This window comes from Paenibacillus sp. FSL M7-0896 (genome assembly GCF_037975415.1).
Lineage (GTDB): Bacteria > Bacillota > Bacilli > Paenibacillales > Paenibacillaceae > Paenibacillus_AQ > Paenibacillus_AQ silagei.
Genome location: NZ_CP150250.1, coordinates 4,050,074 through 4,064,775, shown reverse-complemented (window position 1 = coordinate 4,064,775; position 14,702 = coordinate 4,050,074). Strand labels below are relative to the sequence as shown.

Sequence of the window (14,702 nt, the reverse complement as noted above, 5' to 3'; positions counted from 1 at the left end):
TCCAACATCATAGGAGGGTTAGATTCATTTGTCCAAAAAAAACAATAACAACAATGACAAACTGACGATATTCGCACTTGGCGGAGTCGGTGAAATTGGTAAGAACATGTACGTAGTTCAGTATGGCAACGACATTGTAGTCGTAGACGCCGGTCTGAAATTCCCTGAAGAAGATATGCTGGGTATTGATATCGTAATACCGGATATCTCCTACCTCACCGAGAACCGTGACAAGGTAAGAGGGATTGTTCTTACGCACGGCCATGAGGATCACATTGGCGGCTTGTCTTATGTGCTTAAGAACCTGAATGTTCCGGTATACGGAACAAGACTTACCCTGGGTCTTGTGGAGAACAAGCTCAAGGAAGCGAACCTGCTGGGTGAAACTAAGCGGATTCTGATTAACGAGGATTCCGAGGTTGAACTGGGCACATCGCTTAAGGTAACCTTCTTCAGAACGAATCACAGTATTCCGGATTCTGTCGGGGTATGCATTGAGACACCAGAGGGCAACGTTGTCCACACCGGTGACTTCAAATTCGACCACACGCCAGTCAACGGTCAATTTGCCAATCTGCACCGCATGGCTGAGATCGGATCGAAGGGCGTTCTGGCCCTGCTGTCAGACAGCACCAATGCCGAGAAGCCGGGCTTCACACCTTCGGAGAAAAATGTCGGCATCGTGCTGGAAGATATTTTCCGCAAAGCTGAACAACGTGTGGTAGTAGCAACCTTCGCTTCCAACGTGCATCGTATTCAGCAGGTAGTGAACGCTTCTGAAGCAACAGGACGTAAGATTACCGTTATTGGACGAAGCATGGTTAACGTAGTATCCATTGCTTCCGAGCTTGGTTATCTGCATATCCCTGACGGCATGCTCATTGAGCCTGAAGAGATGAACAGAATGGCAGGCAACCGTGTGGTAGTACTGTGCACAGGCAGCCAAGGCGAGCCAATGTCGGCGCTGACACGCATGGCGCGTTCCAGCCACCGCAAGGTAGACATTATGCCGGGCGACACCGTTATTATTGCGGCTACACCGGTACCGGGTAATGAGAAATATGTAGGCCGTACCATTGATGAATTGTTCCGTCTGGGTGCCAATGTTATCTACAGCGGCTCCAACTCCGGCGTTCACGTATCCGGTCACGGCAGCCAGGAAGAGCTGAAGCTGATGCTCAACCTGATGAAGCCGAAATACTTCATGCCGATCCACGGTGAATACCGGATGCAGCGCAAGCATGCACTTCTGGCGGAGTCTGTTGGCGTAGAGCCAAGCAATATCTTCATCACCGAGCTGGGTGAAGTGATTGAGATCTCCGGTGGAGCTGCACGCAGAGCGGGTAAGGTAACTGCCGGTAACGTACTGATCGACGGGCTGGGTGTCGGCGATGTGGGTAACATTGTATTGCGTGACCGTAAGCTGTTGTCGCAGGATGGTATTCTGGTGGTTGTGGTTACCCTCAGCAAGCAGAACGGAGCGATTGTCTCCGGTCCTGACATCATCTCACGCGGATTCGTATATGTACGGGAATCGGAAGGTCTCCTGGACGAAGCAAACCGGATTGTTGCGGGTACGCTGCAGCGTCTGATGAGTGAGAAGGTCAATGAATGGGCTTCTCTGAAGACCAGTGTCAAAGACTCCCTCGGCCGTTTCCTCTATGAGCAGACACGCCGCAGACCGATGATCCTGCCGATTATTATGGAAGTATAAGAGAAGCATTTCTTAACAATATAGCTTTGGCAATAGCCTCTTTTCCCGGAAATATTGGACGGTTTCCTGGGGAAGGGGGCTTTTTAATGTTTTTTTTCACTGCACAAAACAACATTTGGGCAACCTGACCGTTATACAGGCAAGGAGGTGCAGCATGGAGCCAAGAGACTTGGAGAAGGTGCTCCAACCCAAACTGGCGGAGATCCGCCGCTACTTGATCCGCCTCGGCGCCGGGGCCTCAGATGCAGAGGATATTGTGCAGGACACTGTGTACAAGGCGCTGCTGTATCTGGAAGCGATCGATGAGCGCAAATTCAGCGCCTGGTTGTACAAGGTTGCGATCAACCGGTATTTTGACCTGTGCCGCAGGAAGAAGAAGTTCCAATACAGCGAGGAAGTGGAGGTTCATCCTGCGCCTGAGCATGAGCTCCCGGAAGCGTTGCTGCTGCGCCGGGAGCGCAAGGAGAAGATTGAAGAGGTGCTGGCCGGTATGATTCCAGCCAACAGGCAGCTGATTCTGCTGAAATATGAAATGGAGCTGTCCTACAAGGAAATTTCCACCATGCTAGGCATCACGGAAGGAACAGTGAAGGCTACGCTCTACCGGGCGCGGCAGCAATTTAAACAATTATACGGAGGTGAGGGCGAATGACTGCCCCATGGGAAGAAGCAGAAGACCAGAATATTATGACCACCCTGAAAAAAACCAAACGGAAGAGTATGATACGCAGTATCCTGATTTCACTCGGAGTCAGTATACTTACGCTGCTGATCGTATTCTATGGAGCAGCGCAGCTTGTAGGTCATCTATCCATGAATGCCCACTATAGCGAGCAGCAGTATATGAGGATCAGCAGCCCTAATGAATTCAATTCAGGCTACAAGGACAATCGCGGCTTTTTGTCAGGCGTCCTGGAAATGAATACCTACAAGATTGTCGATGACGTACCTATCCCCTGGAAAACCAGATGGCTCAATTACAATCCCTGGTGGTTCCCTTTCACAACGGGTGCGTACGGCGGCGTGTCAAACCTGAGTGTAGAAGATCCGCGTATGAAGCAGGAGGGGTACGAGTATTACCGGAATTACAATTCCGACAATGGACAAAGAGAAATGGCCTTCTATATCCCGGAAGTCGATTACAACGGAAAAATTATCAATGATCTCCCAGAACTTTACAAGATGAACGGAGACAAGCGGGTGGAGCTGGCTTTATCCTTTGATAAGGACTATTCATTTGAAGAGGCGAAGAGCCTGCTGCCTACAGGCATAAAACAGGTCTGGTACTGGGTCGATTCGTATGATGACCGCGAGGGGTTCAACTTCAAGCCGTATCCAAATGAGAATGATCCCGCTAAAATGAACTATCCGACCCCGATGAGTGCGAATTACGGAGTCTACGGGTTCGGCGTCCAGCCGGACTGGGATCAGGCGAAGCCCGAGGATTTCATCGGCGCAGTACAGATTGGGGTAGACAAGAAAGACAATCACCACAGTGAGTATCAGCGTATCTTCAATTATTTGAAAAAAGACAAGCCTGCACCGGAGGCCGGGGATGTACGGATACTGGGGGTGGTTGTGACCGGGACGGCGGACGGGTTAAAGAGCCTGAAAGGTCAGACCTACGTGCGCGGAGCAGCGCTGGGTGCGGTGGTGGACAAATACTAAAATATGAAATACAGAGGGCGGCCCTTTAAAGAGAGGGGCTGCCCTCTTGAATTAGCAGCAGAAAAATACAAGTGCAATTTATATAGTGCATAAGGGAGTCCCCCGGAATGTCATACTAATAGAAATCAGAATCCTGAAGCACACGGACGGGTGTTGCAGGCAGAAGGGGAGCGCTGTGTACGATGGAAATCACAGAAGCAAGCAAGGCGGGCGGAGGGCGTAACGAAGAGATCCTGCCAGGGGAGATTAAACCAGCAGTAAATGAGCCGGTTCCTCCAGGAATGCCGGGACCTGTGGGGGTGCTGAAGGAGCTGGGGCAGACGGCGGTGCCGACAGGGGAGCCGGATATTTTTTGCATGACGATTATAGGACAAATTGAAGGGCATTTCGTCTTGCCGCCGCATAACAAGACCACGAAATACGAGCATATCATTCCCCAGCTCGTTGCAGCTGAACAGAGCAAGACCATTAAAGGGCTGCTGATCATTCTCAATACGGTCGGCGGGGACGTAGAGGCTGGACTGGCCATTGCCGAGATGATCGCTTCCTTGTCGAAACCTACGGTAACAGTTGTCATCGGCGGCGGTCACAGCATCGGTGTACCTATAGCGGTATCCTCCACGTATTCCATTATTGCTGAAAGTGCCACCATGACGATCCATCCGATCCGGATGAACGGTCTGGTGATCGGCGTGCCGCAGACCTTCGAGTACATGGAGCGTATGCAGGAGCGGATGGTGAAATTCGTGACCTCTCATTCCCGCATCACGGAAGTGCAGTTCAAGGATCTGATGTTCAAGACCGGAGAGCTGAACCGCGACATCGGTACCGCAGTGGGCGGGCAGGATGCCGTCAGGTATGGTCTGATGGATGAAGTGGGCGGGATAGGTGCCGCACTCGCCCATTTGAACCGGATGATTGCTGCTGCCCCCACTCTGACAAATGAGACACTTCCGCAAGGAGGGCTGCCCCAATGACCTTTTATACCATTCTGCCGATGGAGCAGGTATTCGAGGGGGCACTGAGTTATGCCTCTCCCGTGCAGGAGATGACTATTCAGGGCATGCTGATGCAGGTAGAGCTGCTGGATGGAGGTCAGGCGAAGGTGGTCCGGCTGCTGCAGTGTCCGCTGGATAAATATCTGGATGCGGCCTTCTCCCCGGGTGCAATCGTTCAGCTGGACCGCTAAGTGCGAACAAACCCCCTAAAGATGCATATTCTGACAAAAGAGAACATAGGTACGCCACGCCATTATATGGTATAATGTTGACTCGGGGGTGGCTGGCGTGGCTAAACGGAGAAGAAAGAAGAAGAAAGCGCTGCTGGGCAGTGTTTTAAAATATGAAATCTACGGAATTCTGCTGATTACGATTTCCGTCATTGCTTTGTCGGGGGAAGCGGCTGTCGGCCGCTCGCTCTCAAGCATGGCAGGTTATTTGCTCGGCAGATTCTATTTTGTGCTGCCGCTGGCGGGAACCTTTTATGGTCTGATGGTAATGATTCACAGGAAATGGCCGTCCACCTGGAACAGCCGCTATACCGGCGGACTGCTCCTGCTGTTGTCCATGTGCCTGATGAGTACCATATCAGCGATGCAGCAGAAGCTGGGCCCGCTCGGGATGCTGCATCCGGGCAATGTACTGTCTCAAATACATAATGATCTATCCGGCGCCCTCTCCCCGGGCGCCGGCGACAGCAGCGTGTACATGTTGGGCAAGGACATCAGCGGGGGGTACATCGGTGCGCTTGAATACGCTGCGCTCCTGTGGCTGTTCGGCAATCTGGGCGCTAAGCTGCTGATGATTGTATTGCTGGCCATCAGCTTCATGCTGATTACCAATCTCTCCTATGTAGAGCTGTTTACCTTACTCCGGGTAAGGGCCGTCAAGCTGATTGAAGGAATTAAGCTCCGGGCGGCGAACCGCCCGGCTGCCATTCCAGTGGTTAACAGCAGACCGGCTAGAGCCAGCAGAGTTACAACGCCGGAACCTGCGGATGATGACGATTACTTTGAAGAGGATGACGGATCGGGTCAGCAGCTGCCAAGACGCGGACAGTCGAAGCTGCTGGGCAGAATTACCGGATGGTTCAGCGGGGCTGACCGCCAGAATCAGCCGGAAGTCATGGATGATCTGGAGGAAGAACTGCCGGATATTATCATTACTGATCCGCGGGGTGGTCCGGTCATCTCCGGAATGACAGCAGCGGGAGGTATTCCTCTGGAGGAGTATGGCGAGGAGGACTTCCCGGATGAAGAGCTTGAGCCTGTTACGCCGATCATCCGGGACTTCTTCGAGCATATCCGCTCTGAAGGGCTGAATGCCGAGGACCGGGAGGAATGGAGCGAATTCTCACCAGCGGCACGTGGTGGTGCTGTCACCGGAACAGGTGCTGCTGAGCTTACGAGAGCGGGAGCAGATTCTGTTCCGTCAGGGGAATCCGGGGAGGGTATACTGCCTGTAGAGCTGGACGGGCTGCTGGGAACGGCAGAGGAGGGCGAAGCGGCTCCGATTATACCGCCTCCACCTCCGCCCAAGCCGTACAAGCTGCCGTCCTTCCGTTTGCTGGCTAAGCCGAGTAACGGGGCGAAGGCGGGCGATCAGAATGATTATATGCAGACGGCACGCAAGCTGGAGGCTACACTGGAGAGCTTCGGTGTAAGGGCGAAGGTGCTGGAAGTGGTTCGTGGACCAGCGGTGACCCGGTATGAGATTCAGCCGGATATCGGCGTAAAGGTCAGCCGGATTGTCAATCTTACCGATGATATTGCGCTGGCACTGGCAGCCAAAGATATCCGTATGGAAGCGCCGATTCCCGGCAAATCAGCCATCGGTATCGAAGTGCCGAATTCGGAGGTCTCGGTCGTCACCATGCGTGAAGTGATGGAGACGCAGATTTTCCAGGAGGCGGATTCACGGCTGTCCATTGCCTTCGGGCGGGATATCTCCGGCCAGACGATTATCGGCAATCTCGCCAAGATGCCCCATCTGCTGGTAGCAGGAGCAACCGGCTCCGGTAAATCGGTCTGCATCAACGGTATTATTACCAGCATTCTATATAAGGCTAAGCCGAATGAAGTGAAATTCCTTATGGTTGACCCTAAGATGGTCGAGCTGAATGTATATAACGGCATTCCGCATTTGCTGGCTCCGGTAGTGACAGACCCCAAGCGTGCCAGTCTGGCCTTGAAGAAGATTGTGGTGGAGATGGAGAAGCGGTATGAGCTGTTCTCCAAATCAGGCACACGCAATATGGAAGGCTATAACAACTTGATGAAGGATAATCCGGCAGCAGTACTGCCCTATATTGTGGTCATCGTGGACGAGCTTGCGGATCTGATGATGGTTGCGGCCAATGATGTAGAGGATGCGATCTGCCGGCTGGCCCAGATGGCGCGGGCGGCGGGAATTCATCTGATTATCGCCACACAGCGTCCTTCGGTTGACGTTATCACCGGCCTGATCAAGGCGAATATTCCTTCGCGGATCGCCTTCGGCGTCTCTTCGAATGTGGATTCCCGGACCATTCTGGATATGCCGGGTGCCGAGAAGCTGCTCGGACGCGGCGATATGCTGTTCCTGCCGATGGGGGCTTCCAAGCCGATTCGTGTCCAGGGCGCTTTCATGAGCGATCAGGAAGTAGAGACAATTGTACAGTATGTCAGCAGCCAGGGGGAAGCGAATTACGATGAGTCGCTTGTGCCTGAGGTGGACGACACCATGAGCGAGGATCAGGAGCCGCAGGACGAATTGTATGAACAGGCCGTCCAGATTGTCCTGGAAGCCAAGCAGGCCTCTGTATCGCTGCTTCAGCGGCGTATGCGCGTCGGTTACACCCGTGCCGCACGCTTGATCGACTCGATGGAGGCCAGAGGCGTAATCGGCCCTTACGAGGGCAGCAAGCCGCGTGAGGTGCTGATGTCACTGGAGCAGTATCAGCAGAACAGACTCAGTTCATAAATGTAAAAAGCTGTCCCGCAAGCCATGAATGGCTGATTGGGACAGCTTTTTATTAGAGGTTCTTTTCGATAACGTTGATGTTATGTGTCCCGAACAATCCCAGTATAAATGGGTGAGGTTGTTGATTTTTTTATCAGACTTACTTTTGGAGCATATGTAAAAGAATATCTTGATGTTGCTCTGAAAGCTGCAACAAGGTGAATTTCCCGTCTTTGACAAGGGAATTAATTAAGTCTGCCTCTTGTCTTGCGAGGTTATATAGAGAGCTGTCAATTCTGCCCTGAAGCAATGCTTCATCGAGTTCTTCCGAATCCTTTTGGATTACTGCACCTGACGGCAAAACGACAATATCTAAGAACAAATCGTCCATCCAAGGCACGTTATCCTCACTTACACCATTTCTATAGCATATATCAATATACCACTGTACAATCTGCCCTTGCTCGTCAAACATTGTAGTCACTGAATGATGCTTATCAAGAGGGAATTGTTGAAGCCACGAATACCCATCATTTACAATGCAAACCTTTTGGTCAAAGTATTTTACGTACAACGGCTCTTTAACTTTGGCAATCTTCAGAAGTGATAAGTAGCCTTTAAAATTATCTGTTTCAAGATATGACTGGACATATTCTCTTTCCAATACACGTTTCCAATCTGAACGGTCCCCATATTTTCTCTTCAAATGTATAGCTCCCTTCACCTAAGAAGTGTTCTTTCCTAATTGTATCAAAGCGGAGAATCAGCAACAATATTGAACCTGATTATAGGTTGTTTTACATCTAAAAACAGAGCAGCGCTTCTCCAATATAGGGGAGCGCTGCTCTGTTTGGATTTTGCCTAACTTTATTTTGCGAATGGTGCCATTGGTATTACTTCACCCGGGGAGCTGCAAGCAGAGCATCAACCATGTAATCAAGCTGCGCATTTAGGGAGTAGATATCATTGTAATACGATAATCCGAAGTCGATATTCATTAACCGGCCTTCCTTGACTGCCGGAATACTGTTCCAGATCGGGTCTCCCGTCAGGTCAGTCATTCCGTCATAAGAGGAACGGAAGATATACTCTCCGCTGTAATCGGTAATGACTTCAAAGGATACAGACTCCCCGCCGACATCGGTCTTGCTATCTATTTTTTGCTGAATCTTCTCCGGTGCCTTCATGCCAAGATATTCATATAAGACCTGCGAACCCCGGCCGTATTGTTTGCTCATAATCACTAACATACTGCGTTCTCCGCCGCCTTCCATGATGGAGATGGTCGAATCTAGAATTCCCGCTTCCTTCAGCTTCAGCTTACTGTCCTCCACTTTGGCATTGAAATCATTTAATAGGCTGGTGGCCTGATCTTCCTTATTAAGAGTGTGTCCAATAAAGCTGACCCGCTCAGCGGTTGTCATTTTCTCATAAGGCACCAATACGGTGGGTGCGATATCATGCAAAGCATTGTAGGTTTCCTCGGAAGGAACGATAATCAGATCGGGATCAAGCGATAAGACAGCTTCCGGGCTGGCCTCGAACCAACTTCCCAACTTCTGTACATCTTTCAATTCGTTCTCGAAGGCAGCACCTTCATTTACACTAGAGACACCTACGGGCTTAATGCCCAGCGCCAGAACATCGCCCAGCAAGTACAACACAACGACACGCTGAGGATTGGCAGGCACCTCGATATCCCCTTTTATTGTAGAGATTGTCCGGGTCTGTGCCTCGGCTGCAGTGTTGTCAGGGGACGTTGTAGAGGATGCCGTCGCAGCAGGCGAAGAGGTTGGCGTATTGCTGCCGTTGCCCGCCGTCGTTGTAGTGGCAGTTCCTGAGGAACAGGCACTTAACACTATGGTGAAGCATAACAACAAGGTTAACATTAGGGATGGCTTAGACGTTCTGAACATGGATGACGCTCCTTTTAGATCATATTGATAATGATTATCATCATCAATATATCCGAGAGTGCCTTCACGGGCAATGTCATTTGCAGACAGCGCAGATATCATATCCCGCCATGGGGAAGCGGCCTGCACAGAATTTTTGTATCTTACTGGTGAGTTTCCGAAGTGCTTTTTGAACATTTTTCCAAAAGAATACGCATCCGGATAGCCCACAGCAGCTGCAATATCATGCAGTGTGGCTTCTGTGCCCAGCAATAGCTCACGTGCCTTGTCCATGCGAATCTGAACCAGATATTGGGCGGGGCTGCTCTGAAGCCGCATGCGGAATAACCTCGATAATGTCCTCGGGCTGGTGCCCAAAGTGTCGGCTAGTATATCCAGGGTGAACGGCCTGCTGTAAGAATCATGCATATAGCGTACAGCCTGGTCGAGCACATCTGCTCTAAGCGGGTGCAGCTCCTGCCCATGCATCTGATGAAGCAGCTCATGGACCCACTGATAGAACAGGGCTTTGACATGCAGATGCTCAAGGTCGCTGCCTGTCTGCCACTCCCCATACATCTGGTCTAGAAGCTCATACAGCGGCAGGGGATGGGCCGGAGTGCAATGATATGACGCGGTAAAAGGCTTGCTGCGCTCCAAAAGCACTGTAAGATTGCGGCGCGCAGGCAGGGTTAACGTTGAACGGTACATAATAAGGTAATAATCCAGAATTTCATGTGTTTTCAGCAATTTAATCGTAGTGCCTTTGCCCCCGTGAAAGACAGTTGCGCCGCTGATTTCATATCGGCTGTCATCTATAAGCAGACTTGCGCTGCCGCGAACGATATACAGGTATGTACTAGCCGGAAGGCGATACTTCAGCGGAGGTTGTCCAGAAATGAATGAGGCCTTGCGGATATCGATAACTTCTACAGCAGCATGGTTCCACAGTACAATATGGTCCTTAAAATCCATGTTTCTTCTCAACTCCTGTTGTTTCATAACCCAAGTATAGTTGATAATCGTTCTCAGTTGCAATGGATTTACGGTTCCTTGATTTGCGGTCATGCATAGGAAGTCCTGCCAGTCGTCATAATAACTTTAGCCATTCATGCAGAACTTCCAAGAGAAAGGTAGAGCGAATCCCATGACAAAACATAAGCAGTGGATCATTGCCGCCGTTACCCTTGCCCTTGCAGCTGCACCGTTTGCCGGTGCAGTCTTCAAAGATCATGATTTGATCTATGCCAAGTCATATGCAGCAGAACAGGTTGCCGCAGATAGCCCTGATGAAGGGGAGGAAGCCATGCCCGTGTTCGGCACAACTCCGCTTAAGGTAGGCTCCTCCGGGCAGGATGTCTATGAGCTGCAGGGAAGATTGAAGTACCTTGGTTATTTTAACGGGAAGATTGACAGCCAGTTCGGGACCAAAACCAAAAATGCTGTCACCTGGTTTCAGTGGAAATTCGGCCTGAAATCCGACGGGGTCGTCGGGGCCAAGACGAAGCTTAAGCTATACAATGCGACTACAGCCTGGAAGCCGACAGCGCCCGAGACGTCTACCGCCCAGAAGAAAGCGCCCTCCGGCGCAGCTGCAGCCAAAACCAATACGGCTGAACTGTCCTCCGGCAATACCATGGGCTTGTCCGAAAACGACCTGAAGATCATGGCTAACGCGGTTTACGGCGAGTCTCGCGGTGAACCTTTTGAAGGACAGGTGGCTGTTGCCGCAGTCATTCTCAACCGTGTAAAATCCCCAAGCTTCCCGAACACGCCTTCGGGCGTCATTTTCCAGCCGGGAGCCTTCACCGCCGTAGCTGACGGACAGATCTATCTGGAGCCTAATGAACAGGCACGCAAGGCAGTGCAGCAGGCACTGAGCGGCTGGGACCCGTCGGGCGGCTGTATCTATTACTTCAATCCCAAGACGGCGACTTCCAAGTGGATTTGGTCCCGTCCGCAGGTGAAGACGATCGGCCAGCATATTTTCTGCATGTAGCTTACTGTGTCTGTATACAACCCTCCGTAAGAGCAACCGGTACGCTGTCCTCCGGTTGCTTCCTTACTTTGGAATGGTTTAGAATGGATAATACTTCATAAACTTGTTATAGAGCATCCATCCACGCTGCAAAGGAGTTTTGGACTTGACTAATAATGCATTTCAACATGGCCATGCCGCAGGCATGCGCATACATGTTCTGCCGACCAAGGCGTTCAAGACATTCGCCATCTCACTGTATGCAGGCGTTCCGCTTGAAGAAAGTACAGTGACTTCTACCGCACTGGTTCCGTTTGTACTCCGCCGGGGGACAGCGTCCTATCCGGAGACTACCCAATTCCGCGAGCGTCTGGAGGAGCTGTACGGTGCCGGCTTCGGCTTCGATATTTATAAACGCGGGGATTACCAGATTGTCCAGTTCCGGATGGATACGATCAATGATTCCTTTGTGCAGAGCAAGGAGAGCCTGCTTGGGGAATCCTTTGCTTTTCTGGGAGAGGTGTTGACCCGTCCCCTGCTTGAGAATGGAAGCTTCCGGGCTTCTTATGTAGCTACAGAACGCGAGACGATCCGCAAGAAGCTGGAATCCATTGTGAATGACAAAATCCGCTACGCGGCAGAACGCTGCATTGAGGAAATGTGCCGCAACGAGCCTTACCGTCTCCATCCCCTCGGTCAACGGGCCGATCTGGATGCTATCACGCCTGAGACGCTGTACCAGAGCTATACCTCCTGGCTGAATGGAGCTACGCTTGATCTGTATGTTGTGGGCGATACCACACCTGAGGAGGTCGAGAAGCAGGTGACAGCTCATTTCGGCCGGGCCCATCACTCCGAAGCCGGAGGCTACACCTCGGACTTCACTCCGGTATCGGTTACGGAAGTGCGGACGGTAGAGGAGAAGCTGGATGTGAATCAAGGCAAGCTGAACATGGGGCTGCGGACCTCGATTACCTACAAGGATGACCGGTATGCTTCCGCGCTGATGTACAACGGTATTCTTGGCGGTTACCCGCATTCCAAGCTGTTCGTCAATGTCCGTGAGAAGGAGAGTCTGGCGTATTACGCCTCCTCCCGTTATGACGGGCATAAGGGCATCGGAACGATTCAATCGGGGATCGAGACCCAGAACTACGGCAAAGCCGTTGATATTATCCGCAAGCAGCTGGATGAGCTGAAGGCCGGTAATATCACTGACCTGGAGCTTAGCCAGACGAAGGCAATGATCCGCAACCTGCTGTCCGAGATTCAGGATTCGGCGTTTGAGATGATTTCCTTTGATTTCAACCGCCAGCTATCCGGCAAAGACCGTTCTGCCCAAGAGCTGATGGACCAGGTCGACGGCATGGGGGCGGCTGAAGTGAAGGCTGCAGCAGATACTTTTGAGCTGGATACGATTTATTTCCTGACAGGGAAGGAGGAATAGGGATGGAGAAGCTCCATTACGAACGGCTTCAAGAAACACTTTATCACGAGGTTATGGATAACGGACTGCAGGTGTATGTGCTGCCGAAGCCGGCTTTTCTCAAAACCTACGCCACCTTTGCCACGAAATACGGTTCCGTAGACAATCACTTCAAGGTGGCGGGCAGCGAGGAGACTACAGTACCGGACGGAATTGCCCACTTCCTTGAGCATAAAATGTTCGAGGAGCCGGAAGGCGACATTTTTGCCACCTTTGCGTCGAATGGCGCATCGGCCAATGCCTTCACCAGCTTCGACCAGACGGTCTATCTTTTCTCGGCCACGGAGAACATTGAGCAGAATCTCAGCACGCTGGTTGATTTTGTGCAGCGTCCTTATTTTACCGATGAGAACGTGGAGAAGGAGAAGGGAATTATTGGGCAGGAAATCAATATGTATGCCGACAATCCTGACTGGCGCGTCTATTTCGGGCTGATTGAAGCTATGTATGCTACTCACCCGGTTCACATTGATATTGCCGGAACGATCGAATCCATCGCAACCATTACGAAGGAAACGCTGTACACCTGCTACAACTCCTTCTATCATCCCAGCAATATGCTGCTGTTCGTTGTCGGCGGAGTGGACCCTGAGCAGGTATTTGAACTGATCCGCAGCAATCAGCAAGGCAAGAGCTATGAGAAGCAGGGTGAAATTACGCGTATCTTCGCGGAGGAGCCTGAGCAGGTAGCCTCGAAGCATGTGGAGAGCAGACTTGCTGTCTCCATTCCCAAAATGATGTTCGGCTTCAAGGAAAAGGTGGATGGTCTGAGCGGTGAAGCGGCGGTGCGCCGTGATCTGACCACGAAGCTGATGCTGGACCTGCTGTTTGGCAGCAGTACGGCATTGTATCAGAAGCTCTATGACGAGGAATTGATCTCGGACAGCTTCGGCCATGAATTTAACAGCTCTGCGGAGTATGCCTTCTCGGCGATCGGCGGCGATACCAAAGATCCGGGTCTGCTGCTTGAACGGATTAAGGCAGAAGTTGGACGCATTCTGGAGACGGGCTTCGCGGAGAAGGATTTCGAACGGGCCCGCAAAAAGAAAATCGGCGGCTTCCTGCGGATGCTGAATTCGCCGGAGAGCATTGCCCATGAGTTCACCCGTTACCAGTTCCGTGGAGGAGATCTGTTTGAAGTGCTTCCCCTGTATGAATCGATCACTCTGGATGAAGTGAATGCCCGGCTCCATGATCATGTGAACTGGGAGCAGCTGGCCGTATCGCTGGTGGTGAGTCCTTAATGATGTTACCGGGAGAGGACAGCAAACCGATTGGCGAAATGACAGTGCTCATTACCGGGGGCAGCGGGGGAATCGGCGGCGCGATCGCTGAGCGTTTTGCTTCGGTGGGAATGAACATTGTGATTCATTATATGAATTCGCATGAAGCGGCAAATGATGTGGCCCGGCGCTGTCTGGCGCTGGGGGCGAAGGTAATGACCGTAGCGGCAGATATGAAAGACCGCAGTCAGCTCGTACGCATGGCCGAAAGGCTGGAGAGCAGCGGCATGATGCCGGATATCCTGGTCAATAATGCCGGGAAAGCTCATTATGGCATGTTAGCCGATCTGACCGAGGAGGAGTGGGACGATATCATGGCGGTGAATCTGAAGGGCACCTTCATGTGCAGCCAGATTTTCATGCCTTATATGGTCACGCAGCGTTACGGCCGGATCATTAATGTGTCTTCTGTGTGGGGGATCTCGGGTGCCTCCTGTGAAGTGGCGTATTCGGCCAGTAAGGGCGGAGTGAATGCTTTTACCAAGGCGCTCGCCAAGGAGCTGGCGCCCTCCAAGGTCACTGTGAACGCTGTAGCGCCTGGAGCAGTTCACACGGCCATGCTGTCCAATCTGCAGGCGGATGAACTGAAAATGCTGGAGGAGGAGATCCCTGCGGGGAGGCTGGCTACCCCTGAGGATATATCCTCGCTTGTTTATTTTCTGGCGCTGCCTGAGTCCGGTTATATTACGGGTCAGGTCATCAGTCCGAACGGCGGCTGGATTACGTAATAACCGGTATAA

Annotated in this window: 12 protein-coding genes; 10 read left to right on the top strand and 2 right to left on the bottom strand. The window is 51.7% G+C overall.

What is annotated here, in order from left to right; all coding sequences use genetic code 11:
* The first annotated feature begins 28 nt into the window (after window positions 1-28).
* The 6 genes from MKY12_RS17400 (at window position 29) to MKY12_RS17375 (ending at window position 7,341) form a co-directional block, all read left to right on the top strand.
* On the top strand, window positions 29-1,714 hold the full coding sequence (locus MKY12_RS17400; protein ID WP_036724742.1) for a ribonuclease J: 1,686 nt from the start codon (window positions 29-31) through the stop codon (window positions 1,712-1,714).
* Window positions 1,715-1,868: 154 nt separating this feature from the next.
* Window positions 1,869-2,366 carry an RNA polymerase sigma factor gene (locus tag MKY12_RS17395; protein WP_339249032.1) on the top strand — a complete coding sequence of 166 codons (498 nt, stop codon included), beginning with the start codon at window positions 1,869-1,871 and terminating at the stop codon, window positions 2,364-2,366.
* On the top strand, window positions 2,363-3,382 hold the full coding sequence (locus MKY12_RS17390; protein WP_339310127.1) for an anti sigma factor C-terminal domain-containing protein: 1,020 nt from the start codon (window positions 2,363-2,365) through the stop codon (window positions 3,380-3,382). The genes MKY12_RS17395 and MKY12_RS17390 overlap by 4 nt, the downstream gene beginning before the upstream one ends.
* Window positions 3,383-3,564: 182 nt before the next feature.
* The gene (locus tag MKY12_RS17385; RefSeq protein WP_036724744.1) at window positions 3,565-4,359 is read left to right on the top strand and encodes an ATP-dependent Clp protease proteolytic subunit; all 795 of its coding nucleotides are present in this window, start codon (window positions 3,565-3,567) and stop codon (window positions 4,357-4,359) included.
* Window positions 4,356-4,571: a YlzJ-like family protein gene (locus tag MKY12_RS17380; RefSeq protein WP_036724745.1), complete on the top strand. Its 216-nt coding sequence runs from the start codon at window positions 4,356-4,358 to the stop codon at window positions 4,569-4,571. Before MKY12_RS17385 ends, MKY12_RS17380 begins: the two co-directional genes overlap by 4 nt.
* A gap of 97 nt (window positions 4,572-4,668) precedes the next feature.
* On the top strand, window positions 4,669-7,341 hold the full coding sequence (locus MKY12_RS17375; protein ID WP_339249029.1) for a DNA translocase FtsK 4TM domain-containing protein: 2,673 nt from the start codon (window positions 4,669-4,671) through the stop codon (window positions 7,339-7,341).
* A gap of 139 nt (window positions 7,342-7,480) precedes the next feature.
* Here the strand turns inward: MKY12_RS17375 and MKY12_RS17370 are convergent, their stop codons facing one another.
* Window positions 7,481-8,026, bottom strand: a complete 546-nt coding sequence (locus tag MKY12_RS17370; RefSeq protein WP_339249028.1) for a DUF402 domain-containing protein — start codon at window positions 8,024-8,026, stop codon at window positions 7,481-7,483.
* A 187-nt stretch (window positions 8,027-8,213) separates the two neighbouring features.
* A complete protein-coding gene (locus tag MKY12_RS17365; protein ID WP_339249027.1) occupies window positions 8,214-10,190 on the bottom strand; it encodes an AraC family transcriptional regulator in 1,977 nt (658 codons plus the stop codon).
* Between the two features lie 172 nt (window positions 10,191-10,362).
* Here MKY12_RS17365 and sleB point away from each other — a divergent pair, with 172 nt between their 5' ends.
* The 4 genes from sleB to fabG all read left to right on the top strand — a co-directional run bounded on the left by sleB (window position 10,363) and on the right by fabG (window position 14,690).
* Window positions 10,363-11,214 (top strand): spore cortex-lytic enzyme, encoded by an 852-nt coding sequence (gene sleB, locus MKY12_RS17360; protein WP_339249026.1) that lies wholly within the window; start codon window positions 10,363-10,365, stop codon window positions 11,212-11,214.
* Between the two features lie 184 nt (window positions 11,215-11,398).
* A complete protein-coding gene (locus MKY12_RS17355; RefSeq protein ID WP_339314896.1) occupies window positions 11,399-12,640 on the top strand; it encodes a pitrilysin family protein in 1,242 nt (413 codons plus the stop codon).
* A gap of 2 nt (window positions 12,641-12,642) precedes the next feature.
* The gene (locus MKY12_RS17350) at window positions 12,643-13,923 is read left to right on the top strand and encodes a pitrilysin family protein (protein WP_036724752.1); all 1,281 of its coding nucleotides are present in this window, start codon (window positions 12,643-12,645) and stop codon (window positions 13,921-13,923) included.
* Complete coding sequence (fabG, locus tag MKY12_RS17345; protein WP_036724753.1) at window positions 13,923-14,690, top strand: 3-oxoacyl-ACP reductase FabG; 768 nt, start codon at window positions 13,923-13,925, stop codon at window positions 14,688-14,690. Before MKY12_RS17350 ends, fabG begins: the two co-directional genes overlap by 1 nt.
* Window positions 14,691-14,702: the final 12 nt, after the last annotated feature.

What these genes read in the sequence shown, in the direction of transcription:
- sleB (WP_339249026.1), top strand. Translation starts at nt 10,363, where the DNA reads ATGACAAAACATAAGCAGTGGATCATTGCCGCCGTTACCCTTGCCCTT.
- MKY12_RS17380 (WP_036724745.1), top strand. Translation starts at nt 4,356, where the DNA reads ATGACCTTTTATACCATTCTGCCGATGGAGCAGGTATTCGAGGGGGCA.
- fabG (WP_036724753.1), top strand. Translation starts at nt 13,923, where the DNA reads ATGATGTTACCGGGAGAGGACAGCAAACCGATTGGCGAAATGACAGTG.
- MKY12_RS17390 (WP_339310127.1), top strand. Translation starts at nt 2,363, where the DNA reads ATGACTGCCCCATGGGAAGAAGCAGAAGACCAGAATATTATGACCACC.
- MKY12_RS17350 (WP_036724752.1), top strand. Translation starts at nt 12,643, where the DNA reads ATGGAGAAGCTCCATTACGAACGGCTTCAAGAAACACTTTATCACGAG.
- MKY12_RS17385 (WP_036724744.1), top strand. Translation starts at nt 3,565, where the DNA reads ATGGAAATCACAGAAGCAAGCAAGGCGGGCGGAGGGCGTAACGAAGAG.
- MKY12_RS17365 (WP_339249027.1), bottom strand. Translation starts at nt 10,190, where the DNA reads ATGGATTTTAAGGACCATATTGTACTGTGGAACCATGCTGCTGTAGAA.
- MKY12_RS17395 (WP_339249032.1), top strand. Translation starts at nt 1,869, where the DNA reads ATGGAGCCAAGAGACTTGGAGAAGGTGCTCCAACCCAAACTGGCGGAG.
- MKY12_RS17355 (WP_339314896.1), top strand. Translation starts at nt 11,399, where the DNA reads ATGCGCATACATGTTCTGCCGACCAAGGCGTTCAAGACATTCGCCATC.